We start from the raw sequence: 17,813 nt of genomic DNA, 5'->3' as shown, positions 1-17,813 counted from the left end.
GAAAAGATAATTACAGTAAGATGCGCGAAATCGCCCTAAAAATAACCTGCGCGACCCACTTATCAACTCGGAAAAAGCCAGTCATGCCACATTCTATTGACAGCCAAACATTCACATCAAGAGTATTTTCTCAGATTCCCACCACTCGTCCTGTAACACCATTGCTTGATAAAGTCAGCTTGCCCAAAGATTTAAAGGGGTTAAACACCGATGAGCTGTGCCAATTATCGGACGAATTGCGTGAATATTTACTCTACTCGGTCGGTCAAAGTGGTGGGCATTTTGGAGCAAATTTGGGCGTGGTGGAGCTGACGGTTGCTCTGCACGCCAGTTATGATACACCTTATGATAAGCTCGTGTGGGACGTGGGTCATCAGGCGTACGCCCATAAGGTGCTAACAGGTCGGCGTGATGAGCTTATGCGTATCCGTGCCAAGGGCGGTCTGACGGCATTTCCTGAACGCACTGAGAGCGAGTACGACACCTTTGGCGTGGGGCATAGCTCTACGTCCATATCGGCAGGACTTGGCATGAGCCTAGCCAGCCGTATCAAGGGCGAAAACCGCAAGGTCGTGGCGGTCATCGGAGATGGGGCGATGACGGGGGGCATGGCGTTTGAAGCGATGAATGATGCGGTGCAACAAAATGCCGATTTGACGGTGGTGCTAAACGACAATGACATGTCAATCTCGCAAGCCATTGGTGGGTTTAGTCGCCATTTGGCACGGCTATGGCAACGTGGGCTTGCCTTTGATATTGACAAACACGGCAATATCTTGATGATAAAGCGTGAGATTAGCCCTGATGACAGACGGGTTCGCCACTATCTGCATATGGCAAATGGGGCAAAAGAAACCCTAGAAAAAATCCCTGCCAAACTGGGCGGTAATCTTGTGCAAAATATCGGCGGTCTTTTTGGCAAAAACGCTCCGCCCATGCCCTTGTCGGACAAAATCGCCGAAAAAGTGCATGACCATATTTTCCCTGATAATCTATTTAAGGCGATTGGTTTCACCTATCTTGGACCTTTTGACGGACATGATTTGCCAAAACTTTTGCAAGTGTTTGAACGTGCCAAACAGTTAAAAGGGGCGGTGCTGATTCACGTCCACACGGTCAAAGGCAAGGGCTTTTTGCCTGCCGAGGCTGACCCCATTACTTATCACGCCATTGGCAAACTACCCAAAAAAGATGTGCTAAAAAAGGACAACGCTCCCAAAGCCAAAAAATATTCAGACGTTTTTGGCGACTGGCTTATGGATAACGGAGCTGAACCCAACATGGTTGCCATTACCCCTGCCATGTGCGAAGGCTCGGGCATGGTAGCATTCGCCAAGGCGTATCCTGCTAAGTTTTTTGATGTGGCGATTGCCGAACAGCACGCCGTAACCTTAGCAGGGGGCATGGCAACAGGTGGATTAAAACCTGTGGTGGCGATTTATTCTACCTTTTTACAGCGTGGCTATGATCAGCTGATTCATGATGTCGCCTTACAAAACTTAGACGTAACCTTTGCCATAGACCGAGCGGGGCTTGTGGGTGAAGACGGGGCGACTCATGCAGGCGTGTTTGATTTGGCGTATTTACGCTGTGTGCCAAATGTGGTGATTGCCACGCCAAGCGATGAACATGAATGCTATCATCTACTAAACGCTTGCTATGCTTATCAAGGTACAAGTGCCATTCGCTATCCTAGGGGCGTGGGCGTGGGGCGACAGATTATCAAAGATGATGAAAAATTTATCATCGGCAAGGCAAAAATCGTATGGCGGACGGATAATTTTACGGACAAATCAGACAAACAAGAGACAGGCAAAAAAATCGCCGTTCTTGCCTTTGGTACACGCCTAAGCGACAGCCTATCGGCAAGCCAAACGTTCTTTCATGCAACAGACACGCCCATGACGGTGGTGGATATGCGGTGGGTCAAGCCGCTTGATAATGAGCTGATAGACGAGCTTATCGGGCAGGGCGTTACGCATTTTATCACGATAGAAGAACATCAGCGTATGGGCGGAGCGGGTTCTGCGGTGGGCGAATATCTGGCAAGTGTGGGCTATGGCGGTCGCCTTGTGAAGATTGGCATTGATGATGTGTTTGTCGCTCATGGCAGTCATGATGAGCAGTTGGCGGAATGTGGGCTGGATAGGGGTGGGATTTTAGCGACATTACAAGCTTTAAAATAAGGCGTGAAAATTAGCCAGTTTTAAGCTATAATGATTCTTTTGTATGATGAATGCAAAACCACTATTTAAGACATGTTTATAAGGTGAAGTATGGAACCGATGGTAGTCATCGCGTCACAAGTGGCGCAAAAAGTTGGTCATGAAATTCTACGTGCACATGAGAATCGCCATCGTGTGGATTTGGCGGTAGAGTCTAAGGGTCTTGATGGTCTGGTGACCAAGATTGACCGCTATGCCGAAGAGTTGACGATTTCTTTATTAAAAGAAAGCTATCCAAATCACTCTTTTTTGGGTGAGGAATTTGGTCTGCAAGAAGGCAAGGGTGCGGATGCGGATTGGTGCTGGATCATTGACCCGCTGGACGGCACGCAGAACTTTGTTCATGGGGTGCCGCATTTTTGCGTGTCGATTGCTGTCCAAAAAAACGGCGTAACTGAGCATGGCGTGGTCTATGACCCTGTGCGCGATGAGCTATTTACTGCCAGCCGTGGACGTGGCGCGCGCCTGAATCAGCGTCGAATGATGGTGTCGGATCGTAAGACCATCGCAGGCGGTCTGTTCACAACAGGCCATCCTTATGAACGCATGGTTGGTGAACAGCGTACAAGCTTTGCTCGTCAGCACTTTGCCAGCTTACAAGCCATCTGCGAGAATGGTGGCCAAGTTCGTCGTACAGGCTCTGCTGCTCTTGATCTGTGTTATGTAGCTGCTGGTCGTTTTGATGGCTATTTTGAAATGTCATTAAAACCTTGGGATGTTGCCGCAGGCGAGCTGATCGTTACCGAGGCTCATGGGGTGGTTGTAGATCACCATGGTGCCAATAACTCTATGACCACAGGCTCTGTATTTGCATGTAATGTTAAACTGCTCAAACCTTTGATGCAGCTGGTCGTTCCTTTATGGGAAAATGCATTATCTCATTAATTGCTGATCCAGAAACCGCCAATCAAGGCGGTTTTTTATTGTCAAGATTTTGTCAAAAAAGAAACATCTGTTTACACTTTATCGAAGATTTTGGTAAGTTGTGATTGAGTACAAATGTAAACTTCAGTTATACTCATGGATATGAAGTGATTGATGCTTGTCAAGCAAATCAATCAAATGCCAGATGAATAAATAGCAGAATAAGGAGTGTAGCATGAGCGCCAAAAATCAACAACCAGTCAATGCATCTCTAGAGATGACCGTCCTGTCAAAAGGTGAAAAGAAACACGTGACGTCAGAGATGATCAAAGCCGTGCTTGCTAAGTTGGCAGAAGGCAATCGAGTTCCATTGGCATTAAGCGCCTAAATGTGATAAAAAACCATCCTTAATTGAACCGCACCCCAAAAGTTAGACACTCTAACCTTTGGGGTGCTTTTTATGGCAAAATACACAACCGACTTTAAACTGTCTGTCATAGCATATTATCTAAACAGATACAGCTACAAACAAACTGCCAAATACTTTAACTTAGCCCATAAAACCGTAGAGCTATGGGTTAAACTCTATCAAGCACACGGTATTGATGGCATTAAAAGACGACACACCGAAGCCGTCTATGACACCACCTTCAAACTAAACGCAATCAAACAACTTCAAAATGGCAAATCCCTAACCAAACTTGCCATAGAACTTAACCTACCAACACCTTCTTTACTGTCCAATTGGTTAAAGTCTTATCAAACCCTTGGTATAATGGGATTAGAACCCAAACCCGAAGGCAGAAAAGCAATGTCAAACAAGCACAGCACCAACAAAGACAAAACCAGCAAAAACAAATCCACAAGCAAAACCAAACCACAAGATGATGATTATGCCAAACTTTTAAAACGCCTAGCCTATTTAGAAGCAGAGAACGACTACCTAAAAAAGCTCGATGCCTTAATTCGTCAGAAAGAGCAAAACAAGTAAGCTCATCAGCCAAACACCTTAATCAATTAAAGGCAATCATCGTGCAAGAATTAAGGCATAAGCACGCCCTAAACACCTTACTTGACATTGCCAAATTGCCAAGAAGTGTGTTTTATTACCACCTTAACAAAGCCAAAGAACCTGACAAAGACCTTGACCTAAAAGAGCAAATCAAACACATCTACCACACCCACAAAGGCAGATACGGTTATCGTAGGATTACATTAGAGCTTAACAACCAACTTGGTGGTCAAGACATACTCATCAACCACAAAAGAGTGCAACGCTTAATGCAAGCAATGGGCTTAAAGGCTAAAATCAGACAACACAGACACAAAGCTTACGCATCTTATCAAGGGGGAACACCAAGACAAGATAAAAGACAATGTCCTACAAAGAGACTTTAAAGCCACAAGACCCAATCAAAAGTGGGCAACGGACATTACAGAGTTTAAGGTAGAGAGTACATCAAATGGTGGTAATGGCAAAACTTACCAAAAACTCTATTTATCACCCATCATAGACTTATTTAATGGGGAAATTGTCAGTTATACCATCAAAGAGCATCCTACTTATGACTTAGTTAAAGAAATGCTTGATGATGCTTTAAATAAGTTAAGTCAAGCAAATAAACACGATAAACCCATCATTCATTCAGACAGAGGTTGGCATTATCAGATGTTTCATTATCAACAAACTTTAAAGGACAGTGGCATTACCCAAAGTATGTCAAGAAAAGGCAACTGCCTTGATAATGCTCCTATTGAAAGGCTCGAAGGGATACTTAAAGAAGAAATCTTTTATGAAGACACAAAGTTTAGCTCAGTTGATGAACTTAAACAAACGATTGATGAGTACATGCACTACTACAATTATGATAGAATAAAGACCAAACTAAAAGGACTAAGTCCTGTGAAGTACAGAAACTTAGTCCTTAGTCAAACCACTTGACTTAAACCTAACCTTTAATCTTGTGTTTAAGATTTGGGGGTCGTTTCAAATTCGGATGGTTTTTTATTATTCGGCGGTTGTATTTTCATATTCAGCGATGTGTTTTTCGATCAGGTCGGGAAGCCTGTCGATGTTTGGCAGTGCACTGCTGCATGCCGTAATGCCAAAGTCTAGCTTATCTTGATAGTTGGCAAGGGTGATGTTTAATGCCTGCCCATCGAACAGCACCGAGGCGGGGAAGATGCCTGCCAGTTTTGCACCATTTAGATACAAAGGCATATTGTCCCCAGGGACGTTAGAGATGATTAAATTAAAGGCTTGTTTGGCAGGGTAAGCACGCGTCGCCAGATTGATGCCTGCCCATCCATAAGTTAGGGCACTGTAATTGATCACTTGCGCCTGCGTCATGCGAGAGAAGCGTTTTTTGCCATCACTGATGCTCATTTTGATGGTTTTTAGGCGCGCTATGGGATTTGATTCATGTGTGCCAAGATTGGTTAGTAGGAATGACAGCTGATTGCCCAGACTGCTGTTATCTTGGCGAAGGCTGATTGGTACGAAAGCGATGAGCGGCTTATCAGGCAGAGCGTTTTGGCTTAATAGATACTCTCGAAGTGCGCCGGCACAGACTGCTAGGATGACGTCGTTTGTGGTGACGTCAAATTTTTGTGCGACGTTGGCAAATCTTGTTTTGTCAAAGGATCGCATCGCAAGCGTTCGTGCGCTGGAGATGCGCTGATTTAGTAGGGATTTTGGTGCATCAAAAGTGCTGATAAAATTATTGCGGTGGCGATGCTTAAAGCCGCGCAGGATCTCTTGGGCGACTGGTTTTATTGTGCCAAGTTGTTCTTTGATGATTGTCCAAGCAGGCTTATGTATTGGTAAGGTGGCATCAATCTGACTGCGATATTTAGTGGATAATGACCAAAGCGGCAGCATAAATCTGTCATCAGGTAAAGTGGATAATGAGCGCTCAAGCAATCGCATCGCGGCGATGCCATCGACCATAGCGTGATGAATTTTTAGATAAATGGCGAATCGTTTTGGTGCGCCATCTTGAATGGGCGCAATGCCTTCGATGAGGTGAAATTCCCACAGTGGCTTGGTGCGATCCATCATGCGCCCATGCTCACGCGAGATATAAGCCATTAGCTCAGCATCACCGCCGGCGCGCGGTAGGGCTATATGGCGGAAATGATGATTGATGTCAAAGTGATCATCTTTATCCCAAAACCCGACGTTCTTTAATACTTGATTAAAAGGAAAGCTTGGGGTGGTTTTGCCACTTTTGATCTGATCGACCAGCTGCGTAACAAAATCATCGTCGGCAGAAGGCGGCAGCTCAAACATGCAAAGCCCAGCGACGTGCATGGGCTGTTTGCGTGTCTCTAGCAATAAGAATAAATGATCAACCGCAGTTAAGGTGCGCACTCATCACTCCGTCAGGTTACTGGAAAAAGTAGCCAGTCTGGGGCGAGCTTGCAACCGCCATTTTGCGTGCAGGCATACGTCCTGCCAAGAAAGCTTGGCGACCTGCGTTGATGGCGTTCTTCATGGCGTGTGCCATTAATACAGGGTTTTGTGCATGAGCGATGGCAGAATTCATTAGTACGCCATCACAGCCCAGCTCCATCGCGATGGCAGCATCAGACGCAGTGCCAACGCCAGCATCTACCAAGATAGGCACATTGGCGTTCTCGATGATTAGGCTTAGCGTGTGGCGGTTTAATAGACCTAATCCTGAGCCGATCAAGCTGCCTAATGGCATCACGGCAACACAGCCCATGTTTTCCAATTCTTTGGCGATGATGGGATCATCAGAGGTATATACCATCACTTCAAAGCCGTCATCGATCAGCACTCGAGCCGCTTTTAGGGTCTCGGTGACGTTGGGGTATAGTGTTTTTTCATCGCCCAGAACTTCTAGTTTAACCAGATTATGACCATCTAGCAGTTCGCGTGCCAGCTGGCAGGTGCGAATCGCACTATCGGCATCAAAGCAGCCTGCTGTATTAGGCAAGATGGTGTAGTCTTTTGGTGAGATGACGTCTAGCAAATTGGGTTCGCCTTTATTCTGACCGATGTTCGTGCGACGAATGGCGACGGTTACTATCTCGCTGCCGCTGGCTTTGATGGCATCGCCTGTCTCGGTTAGGTCTTTATACTTGCCTGTGCCGACCAGTAGGCGTGATGAGAAAGTGCGAGAACCAATGGTGAAGGTGTCATTAATTAAGGGGTTGTCTGATGCGTTCATGTTGTTGCTCTTTTATTTTAAAGTATGATAAAAATTGGAACTTAGTATAACAAAATTTTTCACAAAATTTTAGTAAAATTTTGACTCTTGGGTGTGTGGAAAATATAAATACAAAAAAACCCGCTATAAAAGCGGGCCTTAAAATATGGGGTGAGTAATGGGACTTGAACCCACGACAACCGGAATCACAATCCGGGGCTCTACCAACTGAGCTATACCCACCATAACTAAAAATAAAACAGGCAAATGGCGCGCCTGGCAGGATTCGAACCTGCGACCACCTGCTTAGAAGGCAGATGCTCTATCCAACTGAGCTACAGGCGCTCGAGTGCCTTAATGTTAGCAATTTTCCGTAGAAAAATCAAATACTACTAACAAAAAAAGCCGTTAAGGCTTTAAATATGGTCGGAGTGGAGGGATTCGAACCCCCGACCCTCTGGTCCCAAACCAGATGCGCTACCAAGCTGCGCTACACTCCGAATTACTTAGGTTTGACTGATTATTCATCAGTGTCTGCCGTCGTTGTGGTGCGTATAATACAGTCAAGTCGTAAATGTGTCAATAAAAATTTTTAAAAAAATTATAAAAAATTCATAACTATTTGAATTTTAATAACTTTTATATCATCAAGATTAACACATTGATTCTATATTAAGATTTGTCTGATTCGCTGATGATTGGCATGCCGAGAGCTTGCGCACCTCGTGTGCCACCGGTGATATGAATGATGTTGCGCGTCGGGTCGATTTCGTTGAGTAGTGTGCAGGCGCGTTCGGCTTTGGTGCCACCACCGCATAGCACATAGACATCACCTGTCGTGCTGTCTAGTAGCGCTTGATCTAGAGTCTCGATCGGTTGGTTCTGGGCGTATTCGATGTGACCTGCCTTATAATTGGCTTCATCGCGCACATCATAGATGGTCTTGTTTGCAGAGGGTGTGAAGTCTTTGATATCAATTTGGGTAATCATGAATCATCGTAAAATATAACGTAAGTTTCTTTATCTTAAGGCTTTATCGTCTATTTTGCAAATAAAGAATGATTGGCAACCTGTGTCTCTGGCTTGATTAAGACGATGAATTACATATTTGCAGATTTGGTTATCAAAAGTCTTAGGTTCATTCACAAAAAAATCGTATAATGTGACTTTTTCAGATAAATCAGTATATGAATCTAATAATAAAACGCTGTGCTTGGTGCGGTGATGATCCAATCTATCAGGCTTATCATGATCATGAATGGGGCGTGCCTTGTCATGACGATGACAAGCTGTTCGCCATGCTATGCTTAGAGGGGATGCAAGCAGGACTTAGCTGGATTACGATCTTAAAAAAGCGCAAGGCTCATTATGAAGCTTTTGATGGTTTTGACGCTGTAAAGATTGCCCAATACGACAGCCGAAAAGTTGATGAATTGATGGATAATGAGGGCATCATCCGTCATCGGCTAAAGATCGAAGCGATCATCAGCAATGCCAAAGCTTATCTTAAAATCAAACAAAATCAATCATTTAATGATTATGTCTGGGGCATTGTGGCAAATCATCAATCTCAAACCCCACTGATAAATCACCCTAAAGACATCAATGACATACCAACACAAACGCAGGCAAGTCAAGCACTATCTAAGCGGCTAAAAAAAGACGGCTTTAAATTCGTCGGCCCAACCATTTGTTATGCTTACATGCAGGCATGCGGCATGGTCGATGATCATGTGATAGACTGCACATACAAAAGGAAGCAAAGATGAGAGTTTGGACGATGGTTTGGGCTTTTATTGATGGTGGTGGTTACAGGACTGGCATGCTTGGCGCTTTGGGTTCATTTGCCGTTTGAGGTATGGGCATACGCGCTGATTGGGCTTTTGGGCTGTTCGGTATTCACGATCGACTTAACGAAATTTACCTCATTATCTGCACCCAGTTAATTGGCTGCTGCAGTGGTGTGTTCGGTGTTGTCGGTCTTTGTGTGGATTGGGATGAAGCCGAGCCATGAGCGGAAATGAAACCCTGAAGTTCAGCACAGTGTTGATTATACCCAAGATCCTGCCAATCCTAATCTCATCACCGTGCGTAGTGTGCGCAACTTTCATTGGCGAAGCGAGACGGATTACGATGTAGATTGGCAGACTCGAACCTATGATTTAAATCAGCTTGAGACGATGGATTTGGTGCTGTCGATCTGGGGTAATGAGAATATTGCGTAAACTTTGGTGACTTTTGGCTTTGCTGATGGGCAGCGACTTGCATTCTCGGTGGAGATTCGTAAAGAAGTTGACGAGTCATTTTCTAATATCGGTGGGTTTTTTCGGCAGTTTGAGCTTTCTGTGATTGCCGCCGACGAAAAAGGCATCATCTTTACCCGATCTAACATGCGCCACGAATCGGTGTATCTGTATCCTTTAACCTATGATAAACAAAAAATGAGAGCGCTGCTCATGACCTATCTGCAAAAAGGCCATGAGCTTAACCAACAGCCTAAATGGTGCCAAACCATCACAAGTAACTGCACGACCGTGATTTATCAGTTGGTTCTCATGATTGATGCAGATGCTAAGATACTGCCTTTTGATTATCGGGTGCTGGTGTCTGGCAGGTTGCCAAGTTATCTGATTGAATTGGGTGTAATCAGACCTAAGTACGATCCTGATCAATGGAAAAAAATCGCCCACATTAACTCAAAAGTTGCCATGTATGACGATGGTAATGCCATCACAATCAAGCAATTCTCCAAAAAGATACGAGAAAATCTGCCAAGATGATGGTTTTGCATTTCTTCAAAAAGAAAAAATTTCGTTCGCCCCCTATATTTTTTATGTAAATTTTAGTAAAATTCGGTTTTACCAGTAAATGATGAATTATTATGACTAAATTTATCTTTGTAACTGGCGGTGTGGTATCCTCATTGGGTAAAGGTATCACTGCCGCTTCTCTTGCTGCTGTCTTGGAAGCCCGTGGTCTAAAAGTTACCATGACCAAGATGGATCCATATATTAACGTTGACCCAGGCACGATGAGTCCGTTCCAGCACGGTGAGGTTTTTGTGACCGAAGACGGTGCGGAGACAGACCTTGACTTGGGTTATTATGAGCGTTTCTTGCGTCATTCTAAGATGACCAAGGTCAACAACTTCACCTCAGGTCGCGTCTATCAGACGGTACTTGCCAAAGAGCGTCGCGGCGACTATCTGGGCGGTACAGTTCAAGTTATCCCTCACATCACCGATGAAATCAAAAGCCGTGTTCGCGCATCGGGCGAGGGCTTTGACATTGCCATCGTTGAGATTGGTGGTACGGTTGGTGATATTGAGAGCTTGCCATTCATGGAGGCGATTCGCCAGCTTCAAGTTGAGCTTGGGCATGACAATTCGATGCTCATGCATTTGACGCTACTGCCATACATCAAATCTGCCAGCGAACTTAAAACAAAGCCGACCCAACACTCTGTCAAAGAACTATTGTCTATCGGTATTCAGCCTGATATTTTGGTTTGTCGTACTGAGCACGATGTCGATGCCGATACTAAACGTAAGATTGCACTGTTCACCAACGTTCCAGAGCGTGCTGTCATCGTATGTAAAGATGCGCGCAGCATCTATGAGATTCCGCGTAACTTCTACGAACAAGATCTTGATGACTTAGTTTGTGAACGCTTTGGCTTTGCTGTGCCGGAGGCGGATCTGTCTGATTGGGACAGGGTCATTGAGGGTCTATTCACCGCAGAAGGCGAGATCGTCGTGGCGATGGTCGGTAAATATGTAGAGCTGCCTGATGCTTATAAGTCTGTCAATGAAGCCTTGCTACACGCCGGTATCCATAATAAAACAAAAGTAAAAATTCACTACATCGATGCTGAGAAATTAGAAACCCAAGCTCATCTGATGGACGAGCTAAAATCATGCGACGCAGTGTTAGTTCCTGGTGGGTTTGGCGAGCGTGGTACTCTTGGTAAGATGATGGCGATTCAATACGCTCGTGAGAACAAGAAGCCTTACCTAGGCATCTGTCTAGGCATGCAGCTTGCCGTGATTGAATTTGCGCGCAATGTGTTAGGTCTACAGGCGAACTCTACCGAGTTTGACCGTAAGGCTGCCGACCCAATCATTGGACTTATTACAGAGTGGTTCGATGAGAAGGGTGAATTGCAGATTCGTTCTGATGATAGTGACCTTGGTGGCACGATGCGTCTGGGTGCACAAGAAGCCCGGCTTGTTGCGGGTACGAAGCTTGCTAAGATCTATGGGGCGACCACCATCACCGAACGCCACCGCCATCGCTATGAGATGAACAACCGCTACATCGAACCGCTAGAGAATGCAGGCATGAAGATCTCTGGCTACTCTGCCAAGCAGCATCTGGTTGAGTCAGTTGAAATCAGTGATCATCCTTGGTTCGTGGCGGTGCAATATCACCCAGAATTTACCAGTTCGCCGCGTGGCGGACATCCGCTGTTTAATAGCTTTATTAAAGCAGCGATTGATGTGAAAGGCTAATTCATGAAGCACATCAAGACGCTTGGTGTGCTTTTTATTCATAAAGTTTGATTTGGATGGATTATATCCAAAGAGACTCATAAAGGATAATGTTATGACGCAATCATTAACCGCGCCATTGTCGCATATTAATGTGGCGGGCATTGAGATTGGTAATGACAAGCCATTTGTGCTGTTTGGCGGCATGAATGTACTTGAGAGCCGTGAACTTGCTTTTGAGATCGCCGAAAGCTACATCGACACCTGCACGCGCCTGAACATCGGCTATGTGTTTAAGGCCAGCTTTGACAAGGCGAACCGCTCAAGCTTACTTTCATTCCGCGGCCCAAGCCTTGAAACTGGTCTAACTTGGCTTAATGACATCAAAGAAAAATACGGCGTGCCCATCATCACAGACGTGCATGAGCCTTATCAGGCAGCGCCAGTGGCGAAAGTGGCTGACATCATTCAGCTGCCTGCTTTTTTGAGCCGTCAAACCGATCTTGTTAACGCCATGGCAAAAACAGGTGCAGTCATTAATGTCAAAAAAGCACAGTTCTTAGCACCGCACGAGATGCGCCACATCATCAATAAATGCCTAGAAGCTGGTAATGATAAGGTCATCCTGTGTGAGCGCGGCACATCGTTCGGCTATAATAATCTGGTTGTGGACATGCTTGGCTTTGATACGATGAAAGCCATGAACGTGCCTGTGTTCTTCGATGTGACTCATGCCTTGCAAGAGCCGGGTGCACGCGCTGACAGTGCGGGCGGTCGTCGTCATCAGATTACCACGCTTGCCCGAGCGGGTATGGCCACGGGACTTGCCGGTCTGTTCTTAGAATCGCATCCAGACCCTGATCATGCCAAATGTGATGGGCCATGCGCGCTAAGACTGTCACAGCTTGAGCCATTCTTGACGCAGTTAAAGCAGATTGATGATCTGGTTAAGGGCTTTGCTGTATTGGACACTCATTAATTTTGTAGATTTATTCATCAAAAAAGGATGCTTTTATGTACGCTGAAACTACTGACAATGCTGTTGAAATCAAAGACATCATCGCCCGTGAAATTCTAGACTCACGTGGCAACCCAACCATCGAAGCCGATGTGATCTTGGCAAATGGTGTGTGCGGCCGTGCTGCCGCGCCATCTGGCGCTTCAACAGGTTCTCGTGAAGCGTTAGAACTGCGCGATGGCGACAAATCTCGCTACCTAGGCAAAGGTGTTAAAAAAGCGGTTTCAAACGTAAACAGCCAAATTCGCACTGCATTACTAGACAAAGACGTTACCAACCAAAACGAGTTGGATAAAATCCTGATCGATCTAGATGGTACTGAGAACAAAGGTAATCTGGGTGCGAACGCTACTTTGGCGGTGTCTTTGGCTGCAGCGCGTGCCGCAGCAACCGCCAAAAACCTACCACTGCATCAGTACATCGCAAACCTACGTGGTCAGACTTCTCTTACCATGCCTGTGCCAATGATGAACATCCTAAATGGTGGCGCGCACGCAGATAATACGGTTGATATCCAAGAATTCATGATCGAGCCTGTTGGTTTTAACAGCTTCTCAGAGAGCTTGCGTGCAGGTACAGAAATTTTCCACAGTCTAAAATCTGTCCTAAAATCACAAGGTCTTAACACTGCTGTTGGCGATGAGGGCGGTTTTGCACCGAACCTACGGTCAAACGAAGAAGCGATCACTGTCATCATGCAAGCCATTGAACAAGCAGGCTATAAGGCAGGTCAGGACATCTATTTGGCGCTTGACTGTGCATCATCAGAATTTTATAAGAATGGACAGTACATCCTAGAGGGTGAGGGCAATAAAGCATTCACCAGCGAAGGTTTTGCTGACTATTTGGCGTCTTTGGTGCGTCAATACCCAATCATCTCAATTGAGGATGGTCTGGATGAGAGCGACTGGGATGGCTGGGCGTATTTAACCAAGCAGTTAGGTGATAAAGTTCAGCTGGTGGGTGATGATCTGTTTGTCACCAATCCAAAAATTCTGCGTGAAGGCATTGATAAGAAAATTGCTAATGCCATCTTGATCAAATTCAACCAGATCGGTACACTGACCGAGACACTAGATGCGATCTATCTGGCTAAAGAAAACGGCTATGCGACTGTAATTAGCCATCGCTCAGGTGAAACTGAAGATTCTACCATTGCTGACCTAGCAGTAGGTACAGCGGCTGGTCAGATCAAGACAGGTTCGCTATGCCGTTCTGACCGCGTGGCAAAATACAACCAACTACTACGCATCGAACAACAAGTAACGGCAGCATTCCGCGGTCGCGAAGAGTTCATCGGTCTGCGCGGTTGATCGGGGCGAGCGTGGTAAGTCCTGTAACCAAAAAATCAACACAAATCATCACGCCACCAAAAGGGCTTGGCGTGATGGGTTATGTGTGCTTGATCGCTTTTGCTGCCATCGTACTTGTGCTTTTGCAGCAGCAGTATTGGCATGGTGAGAATGGTCGTGCCAATCTGAATAATCTTAATGCTCAGATCGCCAAGCAGAATGATTTTAACACCGAGCAGGCTTATACCAATAATCTGCTGCGTGCTGATGTTCGTGATCTAAAGACGCAATCATCTGCAATCGAAGAGCACGCGCGACTTGATTTGGGTTTAATTAAGCCGGGCGAGACTTTCTATCAGATGTCAAATGCGCCGATTACTTATAGTCGGCAAATGGCAACGAGCAATGAGGCAGATGCTGTTGAACCTATCGAGGGGTTGATCAAAGAAAGTGGCGAGCCATCACGATAACAGACATAAGATTGGTGAAAGCCAATCTTATTTTTTAACTTTTTAATTTCTTGATAATAAGTACCACCAATGTCAAATCATCAATCGCATTACCATCCTAAGATTCACGCCCTGATCGTGGCAGCTGGTAAGGGTTCACGTTTTGGGGCGGCAGTGCCTAAGCAATATCTAAGCTTGGCGGACAGAACTGTCTTAGAAGAAAGCATCGAAAGACTCAATGTAGATGGTATTGATGATCTGACGCTGGTACTGGCAGGTGGTGATGAGTATGCATCGGAGCTGGATTTTAAATTTAGTCGCCCAATCCGTCATGCGGTAGGTGGTGCTGAACGTTGGCAGTCGGTGCATTCAGGTGTGCAAGCAATACGAGAACATGGCGGCCTGGATGATGATTGGGTTGTGATTCATGATGCGGCGCGCCCTTGTCTGCCCAAGGTGGATTTGGTACGGTTGTTGGACACTCTTGAAAGTACATCGCATGATGGTGTAATCTTAGCAACACCTGTGGTGGACACACTAAAGCTAGCTACAAATGAGCAGGGTATTATCAAGACAGTCGATAGATCGGGTCTGTGGCAAGCCCAGACACCTCAAGCTTTCCGCTTAAATAAGCTTGAGTGGGTACTATCACAGATCGCCAAAGACAATCTGATGATCACAGATGAGGCGAGTGGCTTTGAGATGTTGGGGCTTGGAGTGCAAATCGTCCAAGGATCTAGGCTTAACATGAAGCTTACCTATGCTGAGGATTTGCCTTTGATGGAATTGATATTGCAGAATTTCATCAAAAATGAGCTTTAGGATATTGATCAGCCCATGCCAAGTTTAATGAGTGTTATCGTCATAGGGTTAGTGCTTGGCGTGCTGGCTTTGATGCCAAGCATCAGGCTTGGTGATACTCTTGAAGCTTGGTTGTCTGCACCATCGTCTTTTGGATGGTTGTCTTTTGATCTGGTGTTCATTGTGCTTGTGACTGTGTGGGTACAGCGATGTAGATGCATTTCAAAAACTTTGATTATCTGTGCATGTGGTCTGGTGATCGGGTTGTTGTTTGTACTGCGCTCGATGATGGCGTATGTGCAGTTCGAGCAGCATACCATCAGTCAAAGCCATACCGTCACCGCCATCACAGACGTTAGCGAGATTAGTGACAGTATCTACGATCCCGTATCAGAGTCTGCTTATCGGCAAAAGGTAACCATTACAGACATTAAACCTACCAACCGTCCACAAGCTACCAATGCGACAATATCCGCCAATCCATTTGGCGAGATATCTGAGTCAGTCGCATCTGATGCCATTGAATTGCCTAACAGCATGAACGTGCTTCTTAGTGCTTCGCCAAGACGTGATCAAAATAACCCAGCCTTGGCGCAATTAAATAACCTTATTCCAAATACCGCCGCGAAACTTACCTTGCTCATTGAGCCAATAAGTACACAAAAGAGCGCAAGCGGCTTTGACAGCAATGTATGGCTACGAACTCGGGACATTCATGCCACTGCACGCGTGCTGTCTGTGGATCAGATCGAATCGGCTGATGATTATCGCATCAGTACAAGGCTGCAAGGATTAAGGCAGCGATTGCGCACCCATTTTTATGAAGATTGGCATGATTACGACATTTTTAATCAACAAGCAAGGGCGGTAACTTTAAGCCTGCTAACGGGAGACAGATCGCTCATCAGTAGGCAAACCAAGGACCTGTATCAACTGGCGGGCATATCGCATTTATTGGCGATATCGGGCATGCATGTGTTATTTTTGGCGCTGATATTGGCGGGGCTGACTTCTTGGTTGTTAGATAAATTTCCTAAAGTATATGGCGCTGTTTCTCGCAAGCAGGTTCGCCTTATTATCATGGTAGCAGCGAGTTTGATTTATGCCATCTTTACAGGCTTTGATGTGCCTGCAGTGCGAACTGTATATATGCTTGGGGCGGTGGCTTTGGCTAGGTACTTTGTTCTGCCAGTGTCAAATTTGTCCTTGTTGTTTATTGTTGCGCTGATCATGACGTGGCTTGATCCTTATGTGTTATGGCAGGCGGGATTTTGGCTGTCTTTTGTGGCGGTGTTACTACTCATGAGATATGAAAGTACGCCTATTCAAGAAGCGACCACTGCAACAAGAATTTGGCAAAAGACTAAGAGTGCCACTGCTTTGCAGTTGTGGTTATTTATCGGGATGCTGCCTGTTTCGATATTGTTTTTTGGCAAGGTGTCGCTGTGGGGTGTGTTGGTAAATTTATTTGCCATTGGTCTGTTTGGCTCAATCATCCTGCCGATAAATCTGCTGGCGGGTGTGATTTATGCAATTTCACCAAGCCTTGCGGACGGGTTGTGGTCGCTTAGTTCTTGGATATTATTAAAGCTTCATACCGCGCTTGAATTTGGTTTGGTGGGTGATTCTTGGCTGTATGTGCCATTTGGGATGTTAGGCTTGGTGCTTGCTGTCTTAGCGATATTGCCCATGCTGTCGAAGGCGCTGCCTAAGAGTGCAGCCATCATACCTTTATCAGTGTTACTAATGCTGTTGATGAACGGTCATTTTTATACACCTAAGGATGCCAAGCCCACCGCTAAAGTTATCAAAACTGATAATCAAGCCTTGCAAGTTGTACTCATTCAACACCAATCTCATTCGTGGCTATTGCTGGCGGACTTTGGTGTTAAGTCATTGCCTGATGGTCAAATTGATGTACTCATTGATGAATTAAAGCGTCTGGGCGTAAGAAATCTAACTGGTGTTGTTGCGCAGAATTCTGGTCAGGCACTCACCAAGCTGACCGCTGCGATTCATGCGCGTCTACCCATAGAGCGTTATTGGCGCGCAGGACAGGGCGTTCTAAAGCTTGCCAATGTCATTGATGAGCCATGTCAAGCCGGCCAAATCCATCAGTATGACGGCGTGAGCATTCGCATGCTGACAGGTTGGCAGCAGATTAATGATGTGACTGTTTGGGATTGCGCAATTGAGATCAGTGGTGAGCTTGGATTTAATATCGATCAGCCAATGGAAGCTGAGAGTGATGAGCTGCTGCCTAGCGACATCAAGCAAATTATCGTCAATGCGGCAACCCATGAAGATGTATGGCATCTATGGCGACTTCTATGTGCGGATATGGATATTATGCCAAGGTCTGAGGCTGGTGCGTCTTTATGGTTGTCGCATGCGTTTGCCAAGGATGATGCTGATGTGATGGGTGATTTTGAAGCGGCGTTATGGCGGGCACGATAGTGGGTTCGGCTATCATATTTGGTTTTTTTCGGTTACAATAGGT

18 protein-coding genes and 3 tRNA genes are annotated in these 17,813 nt (G+C 45.6%); 15 read left to right on the top strand and 6 right to left on the bottom strand.

The genetic code is table 11. From position 1 onward, the window contains the following. The first annotated feature begins 83 nt into the window (after positions 1-83). From AAX10_RS06600 to AAX10_RS06580, 6 genes are all read left to right on the top strand, one after another. Complete coding sequence (locus tag AAX10_RS06600) at positions 84-2,186, top strand: 1-deoxy-D-xylulose-5-phosphate synthase (protein ID WP_046700187.1); 2,103 nt, start codon at positions 84-86, stop codon at positions 2,184-2,186. 90 nt (positions 2,187-2,276) lie between these two features. Beyond that, complete coding sequence (locus AAX10_RS06595; RefSeq protein WP_036363387.1) at positions 2,277-3,110, top strand: inositol monophosphatase family protein; 834 nt, start codon at positions 2,277-2,279, stop codon at positions 3,108-3,110. Between the two features lie 214 nt (positions 3,111-3,324). Next, positions 3,325-3,477 carry a hypothetical protein gene (locus AAX10_RS10095; RefSeq protein ID WP_155399883.1) on the top strand — a complete coding sequence of 51 codons (153 nt, stop codon included), beginning with the start codon at positions 3,325-3,327 and terminating at the stop codon, positions 3,475-3,477. A gap of 72 nt (positions 3,478-3,549) precedes the next feature. Beyond that, entirely contained in the window at positions 3,550-4,080 is a 531-nt protein-coding gene (locus tag AAX10_RS06590) for a helix-turn-helix domain-containing protein (protein ID WP_036363380.1), read from the top strand. A 41-nt stretch (positions 4,081-4,121) separates the two neighbouring features. After that, on the top strand, positions 4,122-4,487 hold the full coding sequence (locus AAX10_RS06585) for an IS3 family transposase (RefSeq protein ID WP_158580338.1): 366 nt from the start codon (positions 4,122-4,124) through the stop codon (positions 4,485-4,487). Beyond that, complete coding sequence (locus AAX10_RS06580; protein ID WP_080702168.1) at positions 4,432-5,031, top strand: IS3 family transposase; 600 nt, start codon at positions 4,432-4,434, stop codon at positions 5,029-5,031. The genes AAX10_RS06585 and AAX10_RS06580 overlap by 56 nt, the downstream gene beginning before the upstream one ends. 66 nt (positions 5,032-5,097) lie before the next feature. Here AAX10_RS06580 and AAX10_RS06575 read toward each other — a convergent pair whose 3' ends face one another. From AAX10_RS06575 to AAX10_RS06550, 6 genes are all read right to left on the bottom strand, one after another. Then, the gene (locus AAX10_RS06575) at positions 5,098-6,462 is read right to left on the bottom strand and encodes a WS/DGAT/MGAT family O-acyltransferase (RefSeq protein WP_046700186.1); all 1,365 of its coding nucleotides are present in this window, start codon (positions 6,460-6,462) and stop codon (positions 5,098-5,100) included. Between the two features lie 16 nt (positions 6,463-6,478). Beyond that, positions 6,479-7,285 carry a thiazole synthase gene (locus tag AAX10_RS06570; protein WP_046700185.1) on the bottom strand — a complete coding sequence of 269 codons (807 nt, stop codon included), beginning with the start codon at positions 7,283-7,285 and terminating at the stop codon, positions 6,479-6,481. A 146-nt stretch (positions 7,286-7,431) separates the two neighbouring features. Next, positions 7,432-7,507: transfer RNA gene (locus AAX10_RS06565), tRNA-His, on the bottom strand. Positions 7,508-7,532: 25 nt separating this feature from the next. After that, a tRNA-Arg gene (locus AAX10_RS06560) sits at positions 7,533-7,609 on the bottom strand. A 78-nt stretch (positions 7,610-7,687) separates the two neighbouring features. Further along, positions 7,688-7,764 (bottom strand) — tRNA-Pro (locus AAX10_RS06555). A 172-nt stretch (positions 7,765-7,936) separates the two neighbouring features. Beyond that, complete coding sequence (locus AAX10_RS06550) at positions 7,937-8,254, bottom strand: rhodanese-like domain-containing protein (protein WP_046700184.1); 318 nt, start codon at positions 8,252-8,254, stop codon at positions 7,937-7,939. A 197-nt stretch (positions 8,255-8,451) separates the two neighbouring features. Here AAX10_RS06550 and AAX10_RS06545 point away from each other — a divergent pair, with 197 nt between their 5' ends. The 9 genes from AAX10_RS06545 (at position 8,452) to AAX10_RS06510 (ending at position 17,770) form a co-directional block, all read left to right on the top strand. Beyond that, positions 8,452-9,033 carry a DNA-3-methyladenine glycosylase I gene (locus tag AAX10_RS06545; protein ID WP_046700183.1) on the top strand — a complete coding sequence of 194 codons (582 nt, stop codon included), beginning with the start codon at positions 8,452-8,454 and terminating at the stop codon, positions 9,031-9,033. Between the two features lie 327 nt (positions 9,034-9,360). Next, a complete protein-coding gene (locus AAX10_RS10505; protein WP_257791624.1) occupies positions 9,361-9,489 on the top strand; it encodes a hypothetical protein in 129 nt (42 codons plus the stop codon). Between the two features lie 6 nt (positions 9,490-9,495). Further along, a complete protein-coding gene (locus AAX10_RS06540; protein ID WP_226997842.1) occupies positions 9,496-10,044 on the top strand; it encodes an Lnb N-terminal periplasmic domain-containing protein in 549 nt (182 codons plus the stop codon). A gap of 101 nt (positions 10,045-10,145) precedes the next feature. Continuing rightward, positions 10,146-11,774: a CTP synthase gene (locus AAX10_RS06535; protein WP_036366046.1), complete on the top strand. Its 1,629-nt coding sequence runs from the start codon at positions 10,146-10,148 to the stop codon at positions 11,772-11,774. 94 nt (positions 11,775-11,868) lie between these two features. Beyond that, a complete protein-coding gene (gene kdsA, locus AAX10_RS06530) occupies positions 11,869-12,732 on the top strand; it encodes a 3-deoxy-8-phosphooctulonate synthase (RefSeq protein ID WP_036366050.1) in 864 nt (287 codons plus the stop codon). 35 nt (positions 12,733-12,767) lie between these two features. After that, a complete protein-coding gene (gene eno / locus AAX10_RS06525) occupies positions 12,768-14,084 on the top strand; it encodes a phosphopyruvate hydratase (protein ID WP_046700182.1) in 1,317 nt (438 codons plus the stop codon). Positions 14,085-14,095: 11 nt separating this feature from the next. Continuing rightward, on the top strand, positions 14,096-14,533 hold the full coding sequence (locus AAX10_RS06520) for an FtsB family cell division protein (protein WP_226997751.1): 438 nt from the start codon (positions 14,096-14,098) through the stop codon (positions 14,531-14,533). Between the two features lie 69 nt (positions 14,534-14,602). After that, a complete protein-coding gene (gene ispD / locus AAX10_RS06515; RefSeq protein WP_046700181.1) occupies positions 14,603-15,334 on the top strand; it encodes a 2-C-methyl-D-erythritol 4-phosphate cytidylyltransferase in 732 nt (243 codons plus the stop codon). Positions 15,335-15,349: 15 nt separating this feature from the next. Then, positions 15,350-17,770 carry a ComEC/Rec2 family competence protein gene (locus AAX10_RS06510; RefSeq protein ID WP_080947086.1) on the top strand — a complete coding sequence of 807 codons (2,421 nt, stop codon included), beginning with the start codon at positions 15,350-15,352 and terminating at the stop codon, positions 17,768-17,770. Positions 17,771-17,813: the final 43 nt, after the last annotated feature.

Origin of the sequence: Moraxella bovoculi (genome assembly GCF_000988745.2) — a bacterium.
GTDB lineage: Bacteria > Pseudomonadota > Gammaproteobacteria > Pseudomonadales > Moraxellaceae > Moraxella > Moraxella bovoculi.
Note: the sequence above shows the minus strand (reverse complement) of the source record. Positions and strands in the feature narration are given on the sequence as shown.